Annotated in this window: 18 protein-coding genes; 6 read left to right on the top strand and 12 right to left on the bottom strand. The window is 56.3% G+C overall.

The window, feature by feature from the left end; all coding sequences use genetic code 11:
- Positions 1-2: 2 nt before the first annotated feature.
- Together V2P20_RS12165 and V2P20_RS12160 are read right to left on the bottom strand one after the other, a co-directional pair.
- Entirely contained in the window at positions 3-512 is a 510-nt protein-coding gene (locus tag V2P20_RS12165; protein ID WP_331818666.1) for a YkgJ family cysteine cluster protein, read from the bottom strand.
- Positions 509-1,555 carry a methyltransferase domain-containing protein gene (locus V2P20_RS12160; protein ID WP_331818664.1) on the bottom strand — a complete coding sequence of 349 codons (1,047 nt, stop codon included), beginning with the start codon at positions 1,553-1,555 and terminating at the stop codon, positions 509-511. Before V2P20_RS12160 ends, V2P20_RS12165 begins: the two co-directional genes overlap by 4 nt.
- 209 nt (positions 1,556-1,764) lie before the next feature.
- On the opposite strand from V2P20_RS12160, the gene V2P20_RS12155 reads away from it, so the two are divergent.
- From V2P20_RS12155 to V2P20_RS12145, 3 genes are all read left to right on the top strand, one after another.
- Entirely contained in the window at positions 1,765-4,410 is a 2,646-nt protein-coding gene (locus V2P20_RS12155; protein WP_331818662.1) for a cation-translocating P-type ATPase, read from the top strand.
- Positions 4,411-4,441: 31 nt separating this feature from the next.
- Positions 4,442-4,603, top strand: coding sequence for a hypothetical protein (locus V2P20_RS12150; RefSeq protein ID WP_331818660.1), 162 nt, complete (start codon positions 4,442-4,444; stop codon positions 4,601-4,603).
- 99 nt (positions 4,604-4,702) lie between these two features.
- Complete coding sequence (locus V2P20_RS12145; RefSeq protein ID WP_331818658.1) at positions 4,703-7,267, top strand: NAD-dependent epimerase/dehydratase family protein; 2,565 nt, start codon at positions 4,703-4,705, stop codon at positions 7,265-7,267.
- Between the two features lie 149 nt (positions 7,268-7,416).
- On the opposite strand, the gene V2P20_RS12140 is transcribed toward V2P20_RS12145, so the two are convergent.
- The 4 genes from V2P20_RS12140 to V2P20_RS12125 all read right to left on the bottom strand — a co-directional run bounded on the left by V2P20_RS12140 (position 7,417) and on the right by V2P20_RS12125 (position 11,314).
- Positions 7,417-7,746: an exosortase system-associated protein, TIGR04073 family gene (locus V2P20_RS12140; protein ID WP_331818656.1), complete on the bottom strand. Its 330-nt coding sequence runs from the start codon at positions 7,744-7,746 to the stop codon at positions 7,417-7,419.
- A gap of 71 nt (positions 7,747-7,817) precedes the next feature.
- A complete protein-coding gene (locus V2P20_RS12135; RefSeq protein ID WP_331818654.1) occupies positions 7,818-9,227 on the bottom strand; it encodes a sodium:solute symporter family protein in 1,410 nt (469 codons plus the stop codon).
- A 293-nt stretch (positions 9,228-9,520) separates the two neighbouring features.
- Positions 9,521-10,405, bottom strand: a complete 885-nt coding sequence (gene draG, locus V2P20_RS12130) for an ADP-ribosyl-[dinitrogen reductase] hydrolase (RefSeq protein WP_331818652.1) — start codon at positions 10,403-10,405, stop codon at positions 9,521-9,523.
- A gap of 69 nt (positions 10,406-10,474) precedes the next feature.
- Complete coding sequence (locus V2P20_RS12125) at positions 10,475-11,314, bottom strand: NAD(+)--dinitrogen-reductase ADP-D-ribosyltransferase (protein WP_331818650.1); 840 nt, start codon at positions 11,312-11,314, stop codon at positions 10,475-10,477.
- A 164-nt stretch (positions 11,315-11,478) separates the two neighbouring features.
- On the opposite strand from V2P20_RS12125, the gene V2P20_RS12120 reads away from it, so the two are divergent.
- The 3 genes from V2P20_RS12120 (at position 11,479) to V2P20_RS12110 (ending at position 13,929) form a co-directional block, all read left to right on the top strand.
- On the top strand, positions 11,479-12,240 hold the full coding sequence (locus V2P20_RS12120) for a glutathione S-transferase family protein (RefSeq protein WP_331818648.1): 762 nt from the start codon (positions 11,479-11,481) through the stop codon (positions 12,238-12,240).
- Positions 12,241-12,330: 90 nt separating this feature from the next.
- Complete coding sequence (locus V2P20_RS12115; RefSeq protein ID WP_331818646.1) at positions 12,331-13,083, top strand: HAD family hydrolase; 753 nt, start codon at positions 12,331-12,333, stop codon at positions 13,081-13,083.
- A gap of 240 nt (positions 13,084-13,323) precedes the next feature.
- Complete coding sequence (locus tag V2P20_RS12110; RefSeq protein WP_331818644.1) at positions 13,324-13,929, top strand: calcium-binding protein; 606 nt, start codon at positions 13,324-13,326, stop codon at positions 13,927-13,929.
- A gap of 141 nt (positions 13,930-14,070) precedes the next feature.
- Here the strand turns inward: V2P20_RS12110 and V2P20_RS12105 are convergent, their stop codons facing one another.
- From V2P20_RS12105 to V2P20_RS12080, 6 genes are all read right to left on the bottom strand, one after another.
- Positions 14,071-14,493, bottom strand: a complete 423-nt coding sequence (locus tag V2P20_RS12105) for a UPF0158 family protein (RefSeq protein ID WP_331818642.1) — start codon at positions 14,491-14,493, stop codon at positions 14,071-14,073.
- A 99-nt stretch (positions 14,494-14,592) separates the two neighbouring features.
- Complete coding sequence (locus V2P20_RS12100) at positions 14,593-15,504, bottom strand: bestrophin family ion channel (protein ID WP_331818640.1); 912 nt, start codon at positions 15,502-15,504, stop codon at positions 14,593-14,595.
- Between the two features lie 57 nt (positions 15,505-15,561).
- Entirely contained in the window at positions 15,562-17,307 is a 1,746-nt protein-coding gene (locus tag V2P20_RS12095; protein WP_331818638.1) for a cache domain-containing protein, read from the bottom strand.
- Positions 17,308-17,891: 584 nt separating this feature from the next.
- Entirely contained in the window at positions 17,892-18,341 is a 450-nt protein-coding gene (locus V2P20_RS12090; protein ID WP_331818636.1) for a hypothetical protein, read from the bottom strand.
- Positions 18,342-18,544: 203 nt separating this feature from the next.
- On the bottom strand, positions 18,545-22,282 hold the full coding sequence (locus tag V2P20_RS12085; RefSeq protein ID WP_331818634.1) for an AAA family ATPase: 3,738 nt from the start codon (positions 22,280-22,282) through the stop codon (positions 18,545-18,547).
- Entirely contained in the window at positions 22,282-23,523 is a 1,242-nt protein-coding gene (locus tag V2P20_RS12080) for an exonuclease SbcCD subunit D C-terminal domain-containing protein (protein WP_331818632.1), read from the bottom strand. The genes V2P20_RS12085 and V2P20_RS12080 overlap by 1 nt, the downstream gene beginning before the upstream one ends.
- Positions 23,524-23,527 lie beyond the last annotated feature (4 nt).

Raw genomic sequence — 23,527 nt, 5'->3', positions numbered from 1 at the left:
TTTCAGCCTATCTCCCCGCTCTTCTGCCAGCGCTCGAACCATTCGGTCAATTCGCGCGCATCGCCCAGGCTGCGGAGCTGGCGGTCGATAGCGTCCTGGTTGCCCCATACCGCCTCGGCCCAGGCACCGCCGGCTACGCGCGATTCGATGTCCTTGCAGTAGAGTCCTTTGTCGCGCTGGACGTAGAATCCGTATGTGCGGCAAGCCGCCGGGCGATGAGCATAAACCCGGCAGGCCCCCGCAGCCTGATCCAACAGCGGGCAGACAATGGGCCGCGATGGCTGTCCGGCCAGCGCGGCGATATCCTGGCCGATTTCCCTAAGCAGTTCCGGGGGCAACGCGGCAAGCCCTTCCCGCAACAGCTCCCATTCAGCCGCCGTGAGCCTCGGTATTTCGGCGAGCCGCCGGCAACAACTGTCGCAGCCCAGGCCGCATAGCCAATCGGGATTGGCGCTCCGGATGGCTTGTACGCGTGCTTCAATATCGGCATGGAGTTGGGCGAGTGCATTCATCTTGGTAATCTGACCTTGTTATTTCTAATGGCGCTTTGATAAGCCTTTACGGGAGTTGAATAATTGTGGAACACTGAATGTGCCCAGGCATTTGCCTTCAAATCAGCCTGACGACGGACTGGCCCGCCGGCTATGTGATTTTTTTCTGCTTCAACTTCAATCAACACCATGGCTACATGCGCTTTACCATCTGCTCCCAGCGGCACTTTATCCAGATAACTCGAAGCAACCGCTTCGATAAAGGCCTCCCGCTTTTCTTTGGGAATGCGTTCCGTGTAGGGTAACCATGTTGTTCGAATCCACCCTTCCAGCCCTGATTTTCCGTCATGCGTCATATCTTTAGGAATGAGTTCGACACGATTTATGGAAAATCCGGATTCTTTCAACAACACTTGAGTTTCATCGATGCCGGCAAAATTATAAGGAAATTCAAACTCAGTAAAGTACTGCGCCCATTGATTTGAAGCTTTAACGTCGTTAATAGCTGAAATTATACCTTCAGCATCGCCTTGTCCTCCCATGCGCAGGAGAATTTTGCCTCCAGCCCTGAGACTCTTATATAAGCCGTCAATAACAGGCTTATGATCCTTGACCCAATGCAGCACTGCATTTGAAAAAACCACGTCAAAACAGCCTTCAAATGATAAGTCGCCAGCGTCCATTGCCTGAAACGAAAGATTGAAATAGCTGTCTTGTGGATATTTTTCCTTTGCCAGATCTATCATCTGACTTGAGTTATCAATGCCGACAACCGATCCATCACCGACTGATCGAGCAATTTCCGCCGTTACTTTGCCGTCGCCGCAGCCCAAATCGAGAACGTCCTCCCTTCCCTTTAAGCTCAGATTTGCAATAAGCTCTCTTGCCCATTCTTGCTGAGCTTGTGAATTTCTTTCATAATCCTTGGCATTCCAATCGTATGTATTCATATTTTCCTTTTCACATAACGTTTGATTTGAGCAGTCTGCTTCAATATTGAGTCCCCAGACAGGGGGCAATGGCGTGAACATTCGCTTGATTCGAACGCTTGCAACAAAGCTCATAATAGCGCGCAAAGCCTGACAAGACAAAGGCGAAGCGAACATTGCCAAGGGATTCGATGCGGAAAATCGAGGTCTGGGGCACATAAACGGCCAGTTCGACGGACAGCCGTGTAAACCCTGTGCAGGGAGGCAAGAGTGGACATCAGCGAAAACATCGAAATACTATATCCCGAAAAAACGATATTCATATCTTCCCTGTGATTTAAACAATGCAAGCCACAAAAAAACAAGAAAAACCAGAAAAAAGCAAGCCCTTTGAGACACCGTGGCATCTTCTTGAGCCCTGGCAGGCGGCGGCGTGGCTAAAGGTCGACCCTGAAAAAGGCTTGGATCACGAAGAATCGCAGCGCCGGCTGGACGCTTTCGGGCCGAACATGATCATGGAGCAGCGCCGACGCGGGCCGGTGCGCATGTTTATCGGGCAGTTCACCGATTTCATGATTATCGTGCTGATCTTGGCCGGCATCGTGTCCGGCCTGATCGGAGAATCAAGCGATACGATCGCGATTGCCGTCATCGTGGTGTTGAATGGGGTTATCGGCTTCATACAGGAATTCCGCGCCGAACGGGCCGTGGCGGCGCTCAAGCGGCTCGCCAGCCCGACGGCGCAAGTGCTGCGCGGCGGCAATATTCAGACCGTGGCGGCACGGGATCTGGTTCCGGGCGATCTGGTGCTGCTGGAAGCGGGCAACGTCGTACCCGCTGACCTCAAGCTACTGGACGTTGCGCGGCTCAAGGTGGAAGAAGCGGCATTGACCGGCGAATCTCTGCCGGTAGAGAAAAGCCGCGCCGTATTGCGAGAGTTGGAGCCGCCGCTCGGTGACCGCCGCAATATGGCTTACAAGGGCACCATCGCGACCTATGGCCGTGGCCTGGGCATGATCGTCGCAACCGGAATGGAAACGGAACTGGGCAAAATCGCGAGGCTTCTGAGTCAGGATAAGGAAAGCAAAACACCGCTGCAACAACGCTTGGCCGTGTTCGGCAAGCGCCTGGCATTGTTGGTGCTGACCATCTGCGCGATCATTTTCGCCGTGGGCCTGTTGCGTGGCGAGCCGCCGGTGCTGATGTTTCTGACTGCCGTCAGTTTGGCCGTGGCCGCCATTCCAGAGGCCTTGCCTGCCGTGTCTACCGTATCTCTGGCCCTGGGCGCCCGAAGGATGGTACAGAAAAACGCGCTGATCCGGCGCCTGCCTGCGGTGGAAACGCTGGGTTCGGTGACCTTCATCTGCTCGGACAAGACCGGCACCCTGACCCAAAACCGCATGCAAGCCGAAGCCTTCTACGTGGAAGAAAGCATGCGGGAAGGCATCGCTCAGGATTTTCCGCCGCCCCTGCTCCACGCCCTGGCTCTGAACAACGATGCCCGCCGCGACGAGCAAGGCATCGTCGTAGGCGATCCTACCGAAACGGCCTTGTATGAAGCCGCAGTCCGCGCAGGCTATGACGGTGCTGGACTGGTCAAAACGATGCCGCGGCTGGACGAGATCCCCTTTGACTCCGAACGCAAACTGATGTCCACCCTGCACCAGGATGACAACGGCTTTGTCGTTTATACCAAAGGCGCCCCGGAAAATCTGCTGCCTCTCTGCGTCGAACAATGGCATGGCAGCGGCCCGCAGCCTTTGGCTGTGGAAAACGTCATGGCAACGGCGGATCAAATGGCCGCGCAGGGGCTCAGGGTCCTTGCGCTGGCGTGGAAGCGGCTGGCTGAAAGACCTTCCCCTCAGAGCGGCGATGCGCTGGAAAGCGGACTGTGCTTTCTGGGCCTGGTAGGCTTGATGGACCCGCCGCGTCCGGAAGCGAAGCAGGCGGTGGATTTATGCCGCAGCGCGGGCATCGTGCCGGTCATGATTACCGGCGACCATCCGGCCACTGCGAAAGCCATTGCCCTTCGGCTCGGTATTGCGGATGAAGACTCCGAGGTACTGACCGGGCAGGATCTGGCCAATATGAGCCTCGAAGAATTCGAGCAGCGGGTAAACTCTGTGCGCGTCTACGCGCGCGTGGCGCCGGAACAAAAGATCAAAATCGTGCAGGCGCTCCAGGATAAGGGCGAATTCGTCGCAATGACCGGCGACGGCGTCAACGACGCCCCGGCGCTCGGCATTGCCAATATCGGGGTATCAATGGGTAAGATCGGCACCGATGTGGCGCGGGAAGCTTCGCATATGGTGCTGCTGGACGACAATTTCGCCACCATCGTAACGGCGGTGCGCGAGGGACGGCGCATTTTCGACAATATCCGCAAATTCATCAAATACGCCTTAACCGGCAATTCGGCGGAAATCTGGACACTGTTCCTGGCGCCTTTTATCGGCCTGCCGATCCCTTTGCTGCCGATTCACATCCTCTGGATCAACCTGGTGACGGACGGATTGCCGGGATTGGCCCTGGCAGTAGAACCGGAGGAACGGGGCATTATGCAACGCCCGCCGCGCCCGCCCCAGCAAAGTATTTTCGCCGAAGGGATGTGGCAACACATTCTGTGGGTCGGTCTGTTGATGGCGGGCGTGTCCCTGTTTGCCCAAGGCTGGGCCTACGTAACCGATTCCCCGCGCTGGCAGAGCATGGTCTTCACGGTGCTGACGCTGTCGCAGATGGGCCATGTGCTGGCGATTCGCTCGGATCGGGCCTCGCTGTTTCGGCAAGGGCTGTTTTCCAACCTGCCTCTCTTTGGCGCAGTAATACTGACTTTCGGCTTGCAAATGGCAGTGTTGTATGTACCCGTCTTGCAGCCGATATTCAAAACCCAGGCCTTGAGCCTGAATGAATTACTGCTCTGCCTGGGGCTGTCGTCGGTAGTATTCGTGACCGTAGAAATCGAAAAATGGGTACGCCGCCGGCGGACCTAGCCTTGACAGCTCAGGCATACCGGGAAAGCCGATGCATACGGCATCGGCGAGCAAACCAGAGGCGATGCTCACGCCCCATTGCATCGGCCGGACAACGGAAGCCGCTGGGATATCGGTGCTCGCCATTACGCTGCACACTATTCCCGAAGGCGCCGCAGCGGCTATGTCCTTGCATCGCATGGGCTGGTCTTGACCAGTAAGAACCTTCGACTGACGCCCATCCCTCTCTCCGACCGAAAACCGGCCCGGTCGCCTGGCCACAGACACATGCGCTTGCATCAGCGCTGAATGCATGAACTTTATCTTCCCTTTCCTGTTCGAAAAATGGTCGGTAAATGCTTTGGGATTCTTCGATAAGCCGGAGATCGCTCAAACCTCTCGGGAGAAAACGATCATGGGTAACAAGACTGCGAACGCCGCGAAAGACATTGTTTTGATTACCGGCATCAGTGGCTTTCTCGGCCAGGCACTGAGCAAGGCGCTGGCGCAACATTACCGCATTGTCGGTCTGGATAGGGGCGCCGATCCATCGAAGTTTCCGGACTTGATCGATCTGGACCTGACCTCTGACAGCGCCGTTGAAAAAGCCCTGGATGACGTGCGCCAGCACTACGGCGCGCACATCGCATCGGTTGTGCATCTGGCCGGCTATTACGATTTCACCGGCGAGCCGCACCCGTTGTACGAGAGCGTCAACGTCAGAGGAACCCGGCGCCTGCTGCGGGCATTGCATGGCTTTGACGTCGAGCAGTTCGTTTATGCCAGCACGATGCTCGTGCATGCGCCCACCGAGCCCGGCATACCTATTACGGAAAACTCGCCGCTACAGCCCAAATGGGCTTATCCGCAGTCGAAACTGGAAACCGAGGAAGTTGTCATCAACGAGCACGGCGCTATCCCTTATGTGTTGGTCCGCATTGCCGGCGTCTATACCGATGACGTATTGCCGCCAACGCTCGCGAATCAGATACAGCGGATCTATGAGCGCCAGTTCACGAGCCGGTTTTTTGCAGGTGACATCTCGCACGGCCAGTCGTTCATTCACATTGAGGACCTGATCGAGGCTATCGTGCGCATGATCCGGCAACGCAGGCAACTGCCCGCCGAACTCGAACTGCTCGTAGGCGAGCCGCTGACAATGGGCTACGAGGCGCTGCAAAACGAAATCGGCTATCTGATCCATGGGGAAATATGGCCGACTGAAACGCTGCCGAAAATGCTGGCCAAGGTCGGCGCCGGGCTGCAGGCACAGATGGAAATCGCGATACCGGATTCGATCGACAAAGGCGAGAAACCTTTCATCAAGCCGTTCATGGTAGACCTGGCCGACGATCATTATGAACTGGATATCTCCAGGGCCAGAAACCTGTTAAATTGGGAGCCCCGGCATTCATTGCGCGATGCGCTGCCGGCGATTGTGGCTGCGCTCAAGGCCGATCCGTTGAGCTGGTACAAACGCAACAAACTGACTGCGCCGGAATGGGTCGAGACCATGACCGCCGAGCCCGAACCGGCCGAACACCTGTTACATGAATATAATCGGTCTTGGCGCAACACGCACCGCGAAAACCTTTGGGCGCATTTTCTGAACATGGCTTTGGGCACCTGGCTCATAAGCAGCCCGCCTATCCTGGGTTACCGGGACGATACCATGGCCGTCAACGACCTGGCCGCCGGCGCGCTGGTGCTGGTGTTCGGCGCGCTGTCGCTGTCGCGGCGCATGGCCTGGGCGCGCATCGCCAACGCGGCCGTGGGACTGTGGCTGCTGTTCGCGCCGCTGGTGTTCTGGACGCCGAGCGCTTCGGCTTATCTGAACGATACGCTGGTAGGCTCTCTCGTGATCGGCTTTTCAATGCTGGTTCGCCCCATGCCGGGCATCGGCCTCATTGCCAGCCTGAAAGGCCCCGACATTCCGCCCGGCTGGGATTACAACCCGTCGTCATGGATGCAGCGCGTGCCGATCATTCTCCTGGCCTTTATCGGGCTCTACATCTCGCGCTATCTGGCCGCCTACCAATTGGGCCATATACCGGACGCCTGGGACCCTTATTTCGGCGATGGCACCAAGCGCGTCATCACGTCCGATGTTTCCAAGGCCTGGCCCATACCCGACGCGGGGCTAGGCGCGGTAACTTACCTGCTGGAGATACTGACCGGCATCATCGGGGGGCGCGACCGCTGGCGCACGATGCCCTGGCTGGTCATTCTGTTCGGCGTCATGATCGTGCCGCTGGGCGCCGTCAGCATTTTCTTCATCATCATCCAGCCCATTCTGATCGGCACCTGGTGCACACTTTGCCTGATAGCGGCCGCGGCCATGCTGATCCAGATTCCCTATTCCGTCGACGAACTGATCGCCACGGGCCAGTTTCTGGCCGAGCGCCGCCGCAAGGGCAAATCGGTCATTCTGGCGTTCCTGCGCGGCGACACGATAGAAGGCGGCCGCAAAACCGAACCCGATAGTTTCGAAGGCTCGCCCTGGACGATCATCAAGGACATGGCCGGCGGCGGCGTCAATCTGCCCTGGTCACTGGTGCTGAGCGCGGCCATCGGCATCTGGCTGATGTGTACGCGGCTGATTTTCGGAACGCAAGGCGAACAAGCCAACAGCGACCATCTGATCGGCGCTCTCGTCGTAACAATTTCCATCACGGCATTGGCCGAATCGGCACGCCCGGTACGCTTTGTCAATGTGCTGCTGGCCTTCGCCCTGATGGCTACGCCGTTGATGCTGGAGGGCGGCAGCACCCTTGCCGACTGGTCAGGGGTTGCGGCAGCGCTGTTGCTGATTGCGGCGAGCATACCGCGCGGCAGGATCGAGAACAGGTATGGCAGTTGGAGCCGGTATTTGGTTTAGCGGTCGGATTTAAAAGGCGTAGGGTATGCACTGCATACCTTCTGGGCGCCGAAGTGAGCGGCAAGCGCGGTAGGCTGGGTTGCTAAACCCAGCCTTTCGAAGCCGCCTATGCCGGGTTTCCGCTCAAGCTGCAGCCCAGCCTGCGCGTGCTATTCAAAGTAATCCCAGGGATACTCGGGCTGTAAAATAGGCCGAAAACCTGCCGGCGCCGCGAAAGGCGCGGAAATAAACTCATAAACGCCGACCAGTTCGCGCGCCACAAACATGCCCAATCCCTTCGCCAGGCCGATGGGTACGCCGACGGCGCCTTGGGTCCGCGTTTCCTGCACAATATTGCCCGGTATCTCAAGAAAACCGCAGGTCATGCCCGCCAGACCCCGGCCGAATTTCTGCGAGGATGATTGTGCATGCGCTTCAGGCAATGACAACATAGTCAGCGCTGTAAATATCACCATCAGATAAACGCGTAACTTTTTCATATATCTACCTTCCTTCGTGTTTGTTGTGTTCTTGTTGTGTGGAAAGCATATCTTACTGTATAGATTAGACATTAAAAATTGAAGTCGTTCCGTTTAACCATCAATCCACGCCCGACCCACCAAGCCTCAAAGAATCCCATCAGCACATAGCTGGCCAGCGCCACAGCCAGAGACATCAAGTAAGGCGTGCCGATATTCATGAAGTGGTGGCCGATTATCCACGTCGACATGCCGGCCAGCAGCGTGACGGCAGCGCTCAAACTGCCGCCGAAGCGCGTGAACAGGCCGAAAACGACGACAATGAAAATGCCGGCGCTGCCGAACGCCGACGCCTCTTCCACCAGCGTATAAACACGCTCGGCATGCAGCGCCAGGACAAAGGCGATAATGCCGCACACCATGACCAGAATCCGTGCGGCTTTGACCTTGTCCTGATCGCTGATCGTCTTGACGGCCGGCACGATCAGATTATGGGACACCAGGGCCGAGGCTGCCAGCAAGGCGCTGTCGACCGTCGACAGAATGGCCGAGATCAGCGCGCCGGCGAAGACGATGTATAAAAACGTGTTGAGATGCTCGCGGGCCAGGTGCGGCAGTATCTGCTCAGGCTGCGCCAATCCCGGCACCAGTTGAAAGCCGAGCAGACCGATGAAAACCGGAACCAGCCCCACTGCCAGGTACAGCAGGCCGCCGTGGATGCAGGCTTTTTGCGCCACTTCGGGCGAGCGGCTGGCCAGCACGCGCGCCACGAGTTCCTGCGACAAAACCGATCCGCAGATCGGAATGGCCCATTGCTCGATTTTATCAGCCCATGCGTTCTCCCCTGCACCGAACAGGCTAAGCCGCTCCGGCTGAATATGCGCTATGGATGCCTCGAACCCGCCGCCGGCCTTCAGCACGAAAAACAGCAGCAGCAATAAACCGATAATCAACGCGATGCCCTGCACGGCGTCGGTCACGACATCGGCCAACAGCCCCCCGTACATGGTATAGATGACCACAACCAGCGCCGCGACGGCAATCGCCCATTCCACTTCAAATCCCGACGCGGACGACAACACCTGCCCAAACGCCCTGATCTGCGCGGCCGCCCACATGACCGAAGTCGGCGCGATCAGCAACACGGCCAGGCTCTGGATTTTAGCCGAATAGCGCTGCTCAAAAAGATCAGCCAGCGTGGTCAGGTTGCGCCGCCACAAATGCACAGCGAACACCATGCCCATCAGCACCAGGCAGACAGTATAGCCGAACGGATCGACCGTCGCGCCCGACAGACCGCTCTCGTAGACCGAGCCGGCCGCGCCTATGCAGGTTTCGGCGCCGAACCAGGTCGCAAATACGCTCAGGCTGGCCATGCCCGGGCCGAGGCTGCGTCCGGCCAACAGATAATCGCTTTCGCTGACGATGCGGCGCGAAAAATACACGCCGATCAACAATTGCAGCAGGATATAGGCAATAATCCCGTAGAGGACTGTAGGCATTTTCTTTAAATGGGCTCAAAAAAAGCGCCATTTTAACGCAACCTGCTGAAATGGGAGAGAAGGAGCTTGCAGGGCATCAATCCTCTGCAGTGTCCATGGTTAATTGATTCCCCAAGCGGGACAGGGTTTGTAACCCTGTCCCTAACGTTTCTGCAATAGCTGGGCTTAGAGATTCCGCTTAGCGATGCTGAAGGCAACATGCCCCGCCCAACCTACAGTTGGATTGATAAACCCAGCAATTCTGGGCCGCCCATGCAGGGTTTCCGCTAAAGCTCCAACCCAGCCTACACGTGTTATATTCCAGAGTGTCTCAGCTTCAATAAGGCCTCGGTCTGCCGCTCTATGGTCCTGCTGACAGCCGGCTCCAGCCGATCCAGCCAACGCCGGGGAATGGCATCGATCCCATAGTGCGCACCGGCCAGCATGCCGGCCAGTGCGCCCGTGGTATCGGCGTCTTCGCCTCGGTTGACCGTTTCGGTCAGGCACGCTTCGAAAGAATCGGTATGAAAAAAATGGTAAAGCACGGTTTGCACTGTCTCGACGATATATCCGCCGGCAAGGCCCGGATAAGGATCGAATTGAAATTCGGGGTGCGCTTTTATCAAGGCAATCGCCTGCTGCCGGCAGGGTTCGATGCCTTCGCCGGCGACCAACGCTTGCAGCATCCGCCCCAGGCACAATGCAGCCGCATCGGACAACGGATGATGATGCGTCAGATGGCATTGCTCCAGGGTTTGCCGCTCGAAGGCCGGTGCGTTCCCCAACGTTGCAATTGCGACCGGCAAATTGCGCATGCAGGCGCCGTTTCCGGCTTCGGCTTCGTTAACCGGACCCGCCAGCGCTCCGGTTTTAATGTAGCGCCGGATGCCGCGGCGACAGGTGTTGCCGATATCGACCGGCTGTGACCGTAGCCAGGCCGCGAATGAATCGGCCACACGCGTCAGATCCCAGCCGCCGCAGTCAATCATGGCCTGCGCCAGCGCGATCGACATTTCGGTGTCGTCGGTAATCTGGCCGGGCCTCAATTTTAGCCAGCCGCCGCCGGTAATGTCGCGGTGCAGGCCGTATTCGGCGCGAATTTGTTCGGGCGTCATAAATTCTACGGTAGCGCCCAGCGCGTCGCCGCAGGCAAAGCCCAGATAAGCGCCAAGAGCGCGGTCTTTAAGCGTCAAGTTCATTTTGTATATTCCCATTGTTAGGGGTCCCGCGCTCTGCGTGAGAACGATAGATTTCGTAAAATATTCAGGCTAATAAGATATTTGCACCTGATAACTGCCGCCTATCACGAGGTATTCGGACTCTCCTCGCAAGGTGTGCCGGGGCAGCAGCTCATTGAAAAACAACAACTTCACCTTCGGCACTTTCGCTTCGATAATATAGTCGCCGAATTCACTGGCCCGGCTGTACCGATCGGTAAACGAAACGATGTTGTTCAGGCGCAGTATCATCCGGTGGCCGTCGTTTTTTTCCTGCACGCAGTCTGTCAGTTTGTTGACGCCCCGGTACAGCGTCAAATGGCTGCCTGCCGGCGTGTTGAAGCGCATCGCGACCCATTGGCAAAATTCGTAAAGCAGGTCAAGCTGCAGGTAGATACAGTTGTTGTGATAACGGCTGTTCATTTTGTCCTGGATGTACTCCATCCAGGCCTTGGTCGTAAAACCGCTGATCGGCGCCTTGTGATAAGTCGGCAACAAACCGAAGCGGCTTTCCACCCAGCCTTTCAATACGGCGCTTTGCGCATTGTTGGAATCGAAGCTCCAATCCTGCAGCAGGCTCAGATAACTGCTGCGGAAGCGCCGCCGGCCTTGTGCATCGGCCTTAAGCCGCTGCTCGTCCTCAAAGCCGAAAACCAGGCTCATGTAATCCTGAAACAGAGCGCCTGCCTGCGCCACGGTCTGTGCCTCCGCCAGTTTATCGAACAGGCCGGCATTGGTTTCGCGGGTGCCGTGTATGTGCAATTCGCAAGGGTGTTCGTTAAAATCGGTGCTGGCCAGAAAAGCTGTCGAAATGCCCAACAGATTGGTGCTGTGGCCGGTCAATGCGATATTGCGGCCGCATTGCGGTATTGCATCATTCAAATCAACCACCCGCTCTCCTTTATTTCTTATTGGTCCAATGGTACAGGCAAAACACCCTGCGAAAAACAAAAACCGTTAATGATAAATTGACGAATTTGCTTTATATTGCGACGCAGCTTAGCCGTTAAAAGCAATGCTCAGGCCAAGGATGCCCATCAGATGCAGACTTGAATTTGAATGCAATACATTATTTTCAGGAAAAAATCACCATGCTGACCCTCTATCAATTCCCTATCTCCCATTACTGCGAAAAGGTGCGCTGGGCGCTCGATTACAAGAAACTGGACTACCGGACCGTCAATCTCCTGCCCGGCCTGCACAGGGCCAAGGCTACGAAGCTGAGCGGTTCATCGTCACTCCCTGTTCTGGTCCATGACGGCAGGATAATCAAAAATTCCAGCGATATTGTCGATTATCTGGATGCGCATTTTCCCGAATCGCCGCTGACGCCTGACAATCAGGCATTAAGGCAGGAAGCCATGGAATGGGAGAAATTTGCCGATGAACAGATAGGCATTATGGTCAGGGCGGTCTGTTATCATGTCTTGCTGGACCATCCGGACATGCTGATCCCGATATTTACCAACGGCGGCCCCTGGTATGGGCGCTTTGTCATGCCCTTCATATACCCGAAACTGAGCAGCGCCATGCGCAACAAGATGAAGCTCAATCAAAGCACTTCGCAGACAGCGCTTGAACAGCTCGATCGAGCGATCGACAAACTCGATGCGCACCTGCAGAACCGGAAATTCCTGGTCGGCGATTGCTTTACGCGTGCGGATCTGGCGGTCGCTTCATTGCTGGCGCCTTTGTGCAAAGCGGAAAAATACGGCGTCGATTGGCCGCAACGATTCCCCGAACCGCTTGAGAAGATCAGCGAGAGCTATTCCGGGAAAACGGCCTGGGTCAAGCGCTTATATGCAGACTATCGGTGATTGGCAAGCGTCATGCCTCAACGGTCAATTTGAGGTAGAATTGCATCTTTCCAAGGCTATCTTGTCCATCGCTGCATCAACAATAAACTTATGAACAACTCCATCATCTATGCGCTTGATTTTGACGGCGTGATTTGCGACAGCGCGGTCGAAACCGCGATAACAGGCTGGAAATGCGCCGGCCAGATCTGGGATGACATGCCCGGCCCTGTACCGCCGCAATCCTTGATCGACCAGTTTCGCCGGGTACGGCCGATCATCGAAACCGGCTATGAAGCAATACTGGCCATGCGCCTTTTGCATCTGGGCGAAACGACGGATGCAATCTACAGCGATTACGCCGGCAAAACTCAGGCGCTGATGCAAGATGCGCAAATGACTGTCAATGACCTGAAAAAACTGTTCGGCGAAACACGCGATGCCTGGATAGACTCGGCGCTGGCCGAGTGGGTCGACATGAATCCGCTATTCTCCGGCATCGGCGACAAACTGCGGCGGCTGGGCCAGCAAGGCATCTGGTATATCATCACGACCAAGCAGGAGCGCTTCGTCAAACAGATACTGAAAGCCAATCAAGTTGATCTGCCCGACGCGCATATTTTTGGCCTCGACCGCAATATGAGCAAACAGGAGGTTTTGAAAGGATTACTGGAAAAACATCCGCAGCAACCGATTCATTTTGTCGAGGACAGGCTGCCGACCCTGTTGAATGTGCAAAAAAACGATGAACTGGCCAGCGTCAAACTCATCTTCGCCTTGTGGGGCTACAACACCGATGAAGACAAGACGGTTGCCGCGCAAAATCCGTTTAACAGCCGATTGCTGGACGATTTTCTGATATAGCTATAAGACCATGCCGCAACCTGTTGGGTTCGGCATCGGTTATCATTCACTTAATTCAACCGCATTTTTTATAAAACTGTGTTATTTAAACTGCCCTGCCAGGGCAAATGCCGCAACAGTATATTATTAAAATATTAATTTATAATAATTTCAAATACTTAAAAAATGGCACAGATTCTGCAATATTGCCGGTATCCAAACGGCTGTTTGGCAGTATTGACTCCATTTATGAGGTATTGAATGAAAACCAGAATAATGACCGGCTGCGCACTGACTTTAATGCTGGCCCAGCCCGCGGCATGGGCCGCCGATATCAATTGCGCCGATCCTTCCGCCGCGCCTGCCGGAAACATCCCTATGTGCAACGGCATCCCGGCTACCTGCGTCGGCACCGGTGAGAGCGATCACATCGTCGGCACGAGCGCCGACGATGTGATCTATGCCGGCAACGGCAGCGATGAAGTCTACGCCGGCGATGGCAACGATATCGTCTGCGGCGGCAACGGCGACGACATGATCGACGGCGGCAACGGCAATAATATTTTATTGGGCGGCAACGGCGATGACTACCTGTCGGGCAGCAAACGGGCCGGCGACATGGATCAGCTGATCGGCGGCAACGGCGACGACACGTTGCACGCGCATCCGGGCGACGACACGCGGTCCGGCGACCGCGGCGATGATTTCCTCGGCGCGGGCCCTGGCAACGACACGGCATCGGGCGGTCAGGGCGATGACTTTCTCGGCGGCGGTCCCGGCTCCGACAGCCTGGACGGCGGCACCGGCACAGATTCCTGCATGGCTGGCCCGGCCAGGGATGCCGATACCGTAATCAACTGCGAATAATTCCGCATCATGGCCTTCGGCTTGCGCCGAAGGCCATCTCCGCCGCCGCGCCCTATACGCGTATTGTCGTCCCGCCGTTAATGCGATTTCGGCAGCGGCTAAACTCAAGCCTTCCCAATGCCTGCGCCCCTCTTGCAACCATTATTCAGAAAATTCGATGTCGTTTTCGCTGCACCATTCCCGAACGGCTGCCGTTTTCGATTCATCTTCATAACGATGCCACTCGTCCAGCAGCCCTTCTCGATCGGCCCAATCCTTAAACCTTGCATAGGCGCCACGCCGCCTGAATATGGCGTATACGTCATCACTTGCGGACGGGCGGTACTCATCAATGAAGGCATGGACCAACCTCACGCCAAGGCCCAGATCATGTTTGTGCGGGAGCGGGAGGTATTCGGCCGAATCATCAACATCGTCCGGACAATTCTCCAGTTCTTCCTCAAAATCAGGGGAACGGATAAATATTTCTCCACTGTTCAGCGACAAAAACGCCTCGCTTTCGAGAGCCGGATCAGCGCTGATGAATTCAATGGCATTGATGATATCGGAAAGTTTTGCAGCCACGGCTATTCCTCATTTGTATTGACGTAAAACTGGCCAATTATCCTAGCACGCCCGAATTTCGCCTGATAGCCATGAAGATCCTGCTTTCGGATGAAAAAATCACAGGATATAAAATTTGTCGGGCGCTACAGCCTGGGGAATGTCCTTTTCGAGCAGCAGTTGCCTTAGATTGATTTCCACCGTCCGTGCGATGGCGGTAACCGCTATGTCGGTCGGACGGTTGGAAAACGGGTCCTGCAAGTGCCTTGCCGACTTCTCAATAAGGAAAAAAGTGGATGCGATCACCACAAGCAAAGGTATTTCATAAATGCCGACGCTCTCTACCAGAGCGATAGAGAGCGAAATCAAAAAAATATAAATGAAAAAGTGCAAATACTTCCTGTAAGTGGCGGGAAACACCGTGTTCGCGATTCTTTCCGCCTTTCCCATTGAATCGCAAAGCCGGCTGATCGTACCTTGCACCTGTATTTGCTGAAAATCGTTGAGCACACCGAGCTTACGCAGTTCTCTCAAATCGGCCATGTGGCGCAAAAGCAGGTAAAGCGGCTTGTTGCTTTGTTCTTCGAGCGCTTTCAGTTCATGAGCGGCAACCAGGCCGTCCAGATTCGCCATGGGGTCCTGCTTTCTCAATGACAGGCCCAGACTATAGCACCAGCCGATCTGCCGGTATGCCATTTGTCTCACAAGTGAACCGACCTTCTGTTCCTCCAGCTTTTCAGTGGCTATGAAGCCGAGCAGTTGCAGCATCAGCGTACGTGAATCATTTACGATCGCCCCCCAGACTTTGCGCGCCTCCCACCAGCGGTCGTACGACTGGTTGAGCTTGAAGGCCAGCAGCAGGGCGATACTCGTGCCCAGGACCGTAACCAGGGACAACGGGATGACAGGCAAATGCCTGACGAAAACGATTTTTAGCGTGTGAAACACGCCGGATATGACCAGCACCACTAACAGATCATATTTAATCTTGTTGAATAAATAACTTAGCGGAATCCTGGTTTCTAGCAGCATATCATCGGTCCGGATGCATTGGGGTGGTCATATTTTTCCACAGACCGCCGGTGCAGCCTACTCTTCCAGGTAGAAGCCCGACCCGACGATATAGATATCCTCGCCTGACTGGACCTTCCGCACGAAGGTCTGCTTGCGCGCGGGCGTATTCTGTCCGGGCTTGTACCAGTAATAGTCTACCCAGGCGCTGCCTTCTTTCATGGCAGCGGCGATGGATTCCTGAGCAAACGCTTTCCCCTTCAGATCTTTCAAGTCAATGATGTTCCTCCCTTCCAGGCTGGGGAAGGCGGCATTCACCAGTTCGGTGCCATCCGGGGTTTCAACGAATACGTAGGTGTCCATAAAAACAAAGGGGCCTCTCTTATCGCGCAGCTGTCCGAAGGCTTCCTGCCCACGTTCCTCGATCAGGCTGGCGGCACGATTGACGACATCCTCGATGAAAGCCTTGTCCATCTGCATGTTGTAGATGCCGCAACCGATGATGTGCGGTGTCCCCGAAGGGAAAGTCACCCACTTTAGAAATGTGGACTTCCAGGTCGGGAAGATATTGCCGGGCTCGGGGTACATGTAATGGATCCATCCTTCGCCTGCCGGATTCTTGACCGCATCAAGGATCATCTGGCTGATGGGCCTGCCCAGGATATCCTTCATGCCGCGCACGTTCTTCCCTTCGCCTTCCGGTTCCGCGGCATGAAACACTCGGGTGCCGTCCATTGTCCAGACAAAGAAATAGGTATCATCACGAAACCATCTGGACCCTTTCTTGCGGAACTCGGGATAGGCCTGCTCGCCGTGCTTTTCAAAGACGGCCGCCCCGTTCCGGACCAGTACCATCAGTTCCGGCGCGCTCATGGTCCTGGCGACTGGGGCTGCTTTGGGTGCATCGGCCAGATAGACGCCGCTGCCCACCAGCACCCATCGATCGCCCATTTTCGCCCTGGTCACATAAGCCGACTTCTGGGTGGAGACGCTTTCTCCCGGCTTGGGCCACATATAATTGACCCAGCCGGAACCGCGGTTTTTTACCACTTCGAGCATCTCGCGAATCAACTGCTTGCCCTGGGTGTCCTTCAGCTCCAGAAGGTTGTGTCCCTCCAGGTTCGGGAAGGGAGGCAGAACAAGGTTGACCCCATTCATATCGAACACGAAAATATACTCGTCCTTGGCGAGGAAAGGACCGGTCGGATCATGGAAGCGCTTGAAAGCCATTGCGCCATGCTGCTCGATCTGTCCGGCGGCATTTTTCACCGCATCCACAACGAAGGACCGTTCCATGCGATCGTTGTACATGCCGCTGCCGACAATGTAATTCTTGCCGGACGGCGCCGTCACCAGCCGCACGAAAGTGCTTTTCCAGCGGGGCAGAATCCCGCCCGGCACCGGCCATTGATAGTGATACCAGCCTTCCGGTTTATTGGGAACCGTCACGGCAACATCGATGAGCCCCCGGATGATCGGTTTTCCGTTGATGTCCTTCAGGTCCAGCACGTTCTTGCCTTCCAGCGCAGGATCGGGATGAACCCGCATGTTTCCTTCAGGATCCAGCACAAAGATGTAATTCTCTCCCTGCCGCCAGCGGCTGCCGGGAACGCCGAAATCGCCGAACGCCGTGTCGCCTTTAGTACGAACCAGCTCTGCCGCGTCGTTCACCAACGCAACAAGTGCGCGAGTTTCCTCATACTGATAAGGCTGTTCAGCAGTGGCGGCGGTTTGTACCTTGCCGTTGAAGCAGCCTGACAGAAAGGCCAAAACCATAATCAGCGAGGCTAAATTTGGGATAGGAGCCGCTCTTTGTGCGAACATAAAATTCCTCTTGCCTTCACGCTTTCTATGACGGAATCAGCATTTTTTTTCATATACCGTCATCCCGATTGAGCTGACGCAGGCATCCGGTTACAGAGAGCGTTATTTATTGGTTCGATGATAAATTATTAACGGAGTTAATGGCGCAGAGAGGACCTCCCTTAAAGTGCCATCTGAATTTCTAGTAAAAGCGGTAAATGCTGTCTGGGTATTGCCAGTTTCAAAACAGGAAATTGTGACATCGTCCACTTTTAAAGCTCCCTCTGCCGAAACTTCACCCGTGCCCTGGCCAGTCCCTCTGTTGCCATCACACGTAATGTGTCATAAATGAGCAGTTTGACTGTGTCGTCTTCATTTTTCGTAATCGAAAGTACCAGGTGTGAGACCCGTCCAAAGGATCAACCGCCTCCCATAAGCCAACAAAGGTACTAACATCCCCTGCCTGTGCCCGACTGACCAAGGAGGCCGCAAGTATGAACAATATAACTGTCATAGTGAGCATATTTTTCATAGATTGTTCTTCGGGACTGTTACCCGTGCCATATCCATGCAGCACAGGCAGGTACATACAGATTGCAGCGCCATTAATTGCTGGTTTTATGCAAAATTACCGTCGGAGGAACCGGCGCGGGTTCTGCAGAGCGATCCCATTTTAAAGTGCCGTCCGGATTTCTGGTAAAAGTGGCGGGAAGCGTCACGGTCTTACTGGGTTCAAAACAGGTAACGATGAATTCATTCACTGTTAAAGCACCCTCTGTAGAAACGTTGCCCGTACCTTGGACAAAGCCTCTGTCGCTATCATCACATACAGTGAAGAACGTGGCGTAAAGGAGCACTTTGAGTGTGCCGCCATTATTGCTCGAAATCGAAATCATAATGTGGCTCCCGTCCTCGGGATCAACCCCTTCCCATAAGCCCACAAAGCCGGGGGTAGTCCCCGTATCTGTTCCATTGGTAGTTCCTTCCCCTGCTTGACTGGTTATAGAGGCCGCCAGCATGAATAAAGTCACTGCCATAAGAAGTATGTTTTTCATAACCTGTTCTCCTGATTGAGGCTGATGATTGAACGGCGCGTCCATAGCGCCGGATGATTTCAATGACAGACACAATCCTGCATGTCTTAAACAGATGAAAACAACCTTGTAATTAAAAATGTTTACATTTTTTAAAGGCAATTACTATTCGTACGACGGCTTAGCTGATCTGCCGCCCTCCACTCCGAGCTATGGCCTTCTGTTTAACAATTCCCCACTACAAAAACCCGGCTCTTCCCCCCGCCCTGTCTTTCAACCACAACCTTGGCGCCGATCCTTTCGACCAGTATCGGCACATGCGAGATGACGCCGACTTTCCGGCCCAGCGCTTGCAGCGTGTCCAGGCTGGCGATGGCGACGTCGAGGGTTTCGGGGTCCAGGCTGCCGAAGCCTTCGTCGATGAACAGCGATTCGACCTGGGTCTTGTTCGAGGACAGCGAAGCCAGGCCCAGCGCCAGCGCCAGCGAGACCAGAAAGCTTTCGCCGCCGGACAGGCTGTGCACGCTGCGCACGTCATCGGCCATGTCGCGGTCGATGATCTGCAGTTCCAGTTCGCTGCCCGGCACGCGCTGCAGCCGGTAGCGCCTGGCGAAGTCTTCGAGATGGCGGTTGCTGTGCGCCAGCAGGGCTTCCAGGGTCAGGCTCTGGGCGAAGCTGCGGAATTTGGCACCGGATTTCGAGCCGATCAATTCGTTCAGGCTTTCCCACTGCTGCCAGCGCGCCTGCTGCTTGTCCAGCTCCGCTTTCAGCTGGCTGCCGGCGCTGATTTTCTTGTCGTCCTCGCGCAGCAGTATCAGTTTTTCTTCCTTCTGCGAATGCAATAGTTGCCGCTGTTGCCGCAATTCCTGGGCGATCTGCCTGGCGAGTTCCTCGGTCTCCAGCGGCGCCTGGATCTCGTGCCGCTGTCTCTCGTCTGCTTTGTCTTTCAACAGCGCAGCCGATTCGTGCAGCGCCTTTTCCAGTGCCGCTCGGCTGGCTTTCCGCTCGTTAAGCCAGGACTCGTCCTTTTCTAGCAATTGTTTCAGGCCGTCCAGATCGATGCCCTGCCTTGCCAGCGCCTGGTTCAGCGCGGCCAGGGCCTTTTCCAGATTATCCGAGCGCCGGCCGGTTTCGGCTTGCCAGTGCTGCTGGTTTTGCCGCTGCGCTGCCAGATCGGTTTCGGCCTGAACGGCATCATGGCCGGCCTGCTCACAGGCGGTTCTGGCTGCCTGGACCTTACGGTTCAGCATCTGCTCGTAGCTGTCGACCGTCTCGCCATTGGCGTCCGGCAACAAGGCATTGCGCTCTTCCGATAGCTTCTGTTTTTCTTCCGCCTTCAGCGCGGCCTCGGCCTGCTTGGTCTGGCAGAGCTGCCGGCTCTGCTGCAGCGCCTGGGCAGCGAGTTCTTCTTCGCGATTGGCATCAGCCAGGGCCCGAGTGACTGTCTGTACATCCTGCTCCGCCTGTAGCCATTGGCTGACCTGGACGGCCAGACTTTGCCTGAACCGGTCGACATCGCGCATCAGCCCGGACTGCCAGCCGTCGATCCGGGCGAACGGCGTCTGCAACAGCCCGGTCAGTGCGCTCAGTTGCGCTTCCGTTTCCTGAAGCTGGCCTGAAAGATGGGTCAGATTGGCTTTGCCTTCGGCCAGCCGGCTGTCGAGCACTGCCTGCCGTCCCATCAAACTTTCCAGTTTCTGCTTGCTGGCATCGAACAGGGCCTGAGCCGTTTTGATCTGCTTTTGCAGTTCTATGGCTTGTTTTTCCTGTTGCTTGACCTGTTCCCATTCGGCCGTTAAATGTTCGGCCTGCTGTTCCAGCAGCGGTAAAAGCCCGGCATCGGCAAGGGCCAGTTTGGTTTTGTCAGGCAGGGCCAAAGCGCGCCACTGGTTATGGCAGTCCGCCAGTTTCTCCTGGGCCTGAGCCATTTGCTGTGCCAGCGCTAGCTTTTGTTCCTGTTTCTGGTCGATCATTTTTTGCAGCCCGGCGATCGATTTGATCAACGCCACTTTTTCGCTTTCCAGTTCCCTGACTCTGGCCTGCTGCGCGTTCTCCAGCGGCGTATCGATACGGTCATGATCGCGCCAGGGATGCTCGAGCGCTCCGCAGACTGGACAGGGTTGGCCGGGCTGGAGCAGATCGCGAAATTCCTGGGCGTTTTTATGCGTGATGGCCTGGATCAAGGCCAGGGATTTTCTGGCCTCTTCGAGCGCGATGACATTGGTTGACTGTTGCCGGGTTGCCGTTTGCAGTTGCTCGGCCGCATCGGTCAACGTTTGCTCGACGGCGGCCAGTTTATCGCTGTCCTGCGTCAGAGCCTGTTGCAGCGCCAGCGCTTCATGGGCCAGTTTCAGGGCGGCATTGACTTGCCCGCGCTTGATTTCGAGGTCGTCTTTGGTCCGGCTCAGGCTTTCGAGCGAATATTGGCCGGCCTGCTGTTTCAGCGGTTCCAGCGTTGCCTGTTGCTTGTCCTGTTCCTCTCGGCTTTCGATGATGGCTTTTTTGGTTTCGGCCATCAGGCGTTCGTCGCCATCGGCCGTGTCTTTGCAGGCCTTGAGTTTGACCTTGATCTCCGCCTTGCGCGCCGTCAGCATCTGGTAGCGTTCCAGCTCGCCCTGCCAGCGGTTCCATTCGGCCGCGACGGGATTCAGCGCCTGATTTTCCTCCAGCCAGTTGTTGAGCTGCTGCAGCTGGCCGTTTCTTTCGGCTTGTTGCGCCAGCAAGCTCTGATGGTGCGCTTGCGCGTTTGCCAGTTGCTCCTGCTGCCGGTCCTGTTCGGCACTCAAGGCATTGATATCGGCCTGCATGATCCCGATGCGCGTATCCAGTTCACGGGCTTTGAGCAATAACGGTTGGGCATCCTGCCGTTTTTTCTCGGCGGCCAGCAGGGCCTCGGAGGCAGCCGCTACCTGTCTTTTGGCCGCATTCAGCCTGAGTTCTGCGGCTTCCTGCAATTCGCCGCCGATTTTCAGTTTTTGCTGCGCGTCCAGGACTTCGGCCATCGCCGTTTCATAGTGCGCCAGCAGGGGTTTAAGCGGCTGCGCGGCTTCAACTTTTTCGATCAGCAGGCGTTCGGGTTCGGCAGCGTCCCAGGCTTGCCGGCAGTTTTCGAAAGCAATGCCGGCCGCCTGCTCGGCCGCTTTCTGGCTATTCAGCGCCGTATACCAGTCGAGGATTTGCTGATTGGCATTGATCGCTTTTTCCAGATCATCCAATAACGCGATGCATTGGTCGCGTTCCTGCTCCAGCGCTTGACGGTCGGGCTCGGCCAGCGGCATCTGGCCCTGCAGCTGTTCTTCGATGCGCCTTAGCGCTTCTTTTTCCTGCTTGGCGCGTTCGAAGGCCTCGATCGACAGCACGGAATAGATATCGGTGCCGGTGATGCGCTCGAGCAGATTGGAGCGGTCGTCCTTTCTGGCTTTCAGGAAGGCGGCGAAATCGCCCTGCGCCAGCAGGACCGAGCGCCGGAACTGGTCGAAATTGAGGTCGATCTTTTCGCTGATCGCTTCCAGCGTGCTCTTTTTGCCCTGCCCTATGCGCTGGCCGCTGGCGATATGGGTCAGCGTGATGTCCTGCGCCTGCAGCCGGCCGGTCGCCTTGCCGCGCGCCTTGCTGACTTCCCAGCGCGCCCGGTAGGCCTGCTTGTCCTTGCCGATGAAATCGACTTCGGCAAACCCCGAGGCCGTGCCGCGCCGCAGGATCGAGCGCACGTCATTGCTGGTCACGCGCAAATTTTCATCCTCGTCCCTGTGTCCGACCGCAAAGCCGTGCCCGTCCGGCAGGCGCGGTATCTTGTCGTACAGCGCCAGGCACAAGGCGTCCAGTATCGTGCTCTTGCCGGCGCCGGTCTGGCCGGTGATGGCGAACAGGCCGGCCTGCGCGAGCGGGCCGTCGTCCAGTAAAATCTCGAACGCGTCGGCCAGGCTGGCCAGGTTTTTGCCGCGGATCGCCAGAATACGCATCAGTCGCCTCCCTGCACGCTTTCGACCAGTTCGCTGAACAGCGCCGTCAAAACTTCCGGCGCGTCCTGATCGTAGCGGGTCTGATAGCAGCGCTGGAAAACGTCCAGCGGCTGCAGTTCTTCCAGCCGCTGTTCGATGTCGATATCGGCCAGACTTTGCTGACTGCCGCGGTAGGCCGTCGATATTTTCAGCAGGCGCAGCGGCAGTCCGGCGATGGCTTCCTCGATCTGCTGGCGCAGGCCCGGTTCCGGCTTGTCGAGCCGGATTCTCAGTTCCACGAACGGAGTTCGTTCGATCGGCAGGCTGCTATCGAGATCCAGGCTTTTCAGTTGCGCGATCACGTCGGACAGCACCGCAAAATCTTTGCCGTCGGGAATCCGGATCATCCCGACGCTGCGCGGAATTTGAACGGCAGCCGTTTCCACTTGACCGTCCCCGATATCGACCTGCAGCACCTGATGCCGATAGCCGGCCTCATCAAATGACAGCGGAATCGGCGAGCCGCTGTAGCGAATATGCTCGTGCGGGCCGATCTTTTGCGCCAGATGCAGATGGCCCAAGGCGACATAGGCGATATCGCCAGGGAAAATATCGGCCGGCAGCGCGTGCTGATTGCCGCCCAGAATCTTGCGCTCGCTCAGTTCAGACACGCAGCCGTTCACCATATAGCAATGGCCGGTCAGGATCAGGCGTTCGCCGTTATCGGCTTTTTGCTGAAGCGCTTCGAATAATTGCCCATACAGGTCTTTAACACCGGCAATCAACGGATCATCAGCCACGTCATTGCTAGGCAGGTCGGCATTGCGCAGGAACGGCATGGCGCCGCACCAGGCTTTGACAGCACCATGAGCATCGGTCAGCGGCACGATCAGGCGCTCCCAATCGATTTTGCCATCGGGCTTGCGCGCAAGGCCGCCGACGACATGCACGCCCAGCGCCTTCAGTATCGGGGATGGCGCATCGAGCCGGCTGGCCGAGTCGTGATTGCCGCCGATCAGCACGATATCCAGATGGGGCTGCTGCGTTCTGGCCTTGACCAGAAACTCATAAAGCTGCGCCTGGGCTGCGGCCGAGGGATTGGCCGTATCGAAGATGTCGCCGGCGATAATCAGCGCATCGGCCTGCCTGTCCTGCAGGGCCTGCAGCAGCCAGGTCAGGAACTGCTGGTGTTCGAAATGGCGCGAAACGCCATGCAAATGATGGCCGAGATGCCAGTCCGCCGTATGGAAAATTCTTAGCATGTCT

It is taken from the genome of Methylobacter sp. Wu1, from assembly GCF_036553575.1.
Lineage (GTDB): Bacteria > Pseudomonadota > Gammaproteobacteria > Methylococcales > Methylomonadaceae > Methylobacter.
The sequence above is the reverse complement of the archived record's forward strand: the minus strand, read 5'-3'. Positions and strand labels throughout refer to the sequence as shown.

Coding starts and splice junctions, on each gene's coding strand:
- V2P20_RS12165 (WP_331818666.1), bottom strand. CDS start 512: ATGAATGCACTCGCCCAACTCCATGCCGATATTGAAGCACGCGTACAA.
- V2P20_RS12160 (WP_331818664.1), bottom strand. CDS start 1,555: ATGAGCTTTGTTGCAAGCGTTCGAATCAAGCGAATGTTCACGCCATTG.
- V2P20_RS12155 (WP_331818662.1), top strand. CDS start 1,765: ATGCAAGCCACAAAAAAACAAGAAAAACCAGAAAAAAGCAAGCCCTTT.
- V2P20_RS12150 (WP_331818660.1), top strand. CDS start 4,442: ATGCATACGGCATCGGCGAGCAAACCAGAGGCGATGCTCACGCCCCAT.
- V2P20_RS12145 (WP_331818658.1), top strand. CDS start 4,703: ATGAACTTTATCTTCCCTTTCCTGTTCGAAAAATGGTCGGTAAATGCT.
- V2P20_RS12140 (WP_331818656.1), bottom strand. CDS start 7,746: ATGAAAAAGTTACGCGTTTATCTGATGGTGATATTTACAGCGCTGACT.
- V2P20_RS12135 (WP_331818654.1), bottom strand. CDS start 9,227: ATGCCTACAGTCCTCTACGGGATTATTGCCTATATCCTGCTGCAATTG.
- draG (WP_331818652.1), bottom strand. CDS start 10,405: ATGAACTTGACGCTTAAAGACCGCGCTCTTGGCGCTTATCTGGGCTTT.
- V2P20_RS12115 (WP_331818646.1), top strand. CDS start 12,331: ATGAACAACTCCATCATCTATGCGCTTGATTTTGACGGCGTGATTTGC.
- V2P20_RS12110 (WP_331818644.1), top strand. CDS start 13,324: ATGAAAACCAGAATAATGACCGGCTGCGCACTGACTTTAATGCTGGCC.
- V2P20_RS12100 (WP_331818640.1), bottom strand. CDS start 15,504: ATGCTGCTAGAAACCAGGATTCCGCTAAGTTATTTATTCAACAAGATT.
- V2P20_RS12095 (WP_331818638.1), bottom strand. CDS start 17,307: ATGTTCGCACAAAGAGCGGCTCCTATCCCAAATTTAGCCTCGCTGATT.
- V2P20_RS12090 (WP_331818636.1), bottom strand. CDS start 18,341: ATGAAAAACATACTTCTTATGGCAGTGACTTTATTCATGCTGGCGGCC.
- V2P20_RS12085 (WP_331818634.1), bottom strand. CDS start 22,282: ATGCGTATTCTGGCGATCCGCGGCAAAAACCTGGCCAGCCTGGCCGAC.
- V2P20_RS12080 (WP_331818632.1), bottom strand. CDS start 23,523: ATGCTAAGAATTTTCCATACGGCGGACTGGCATCTCGGCCATCATTTG.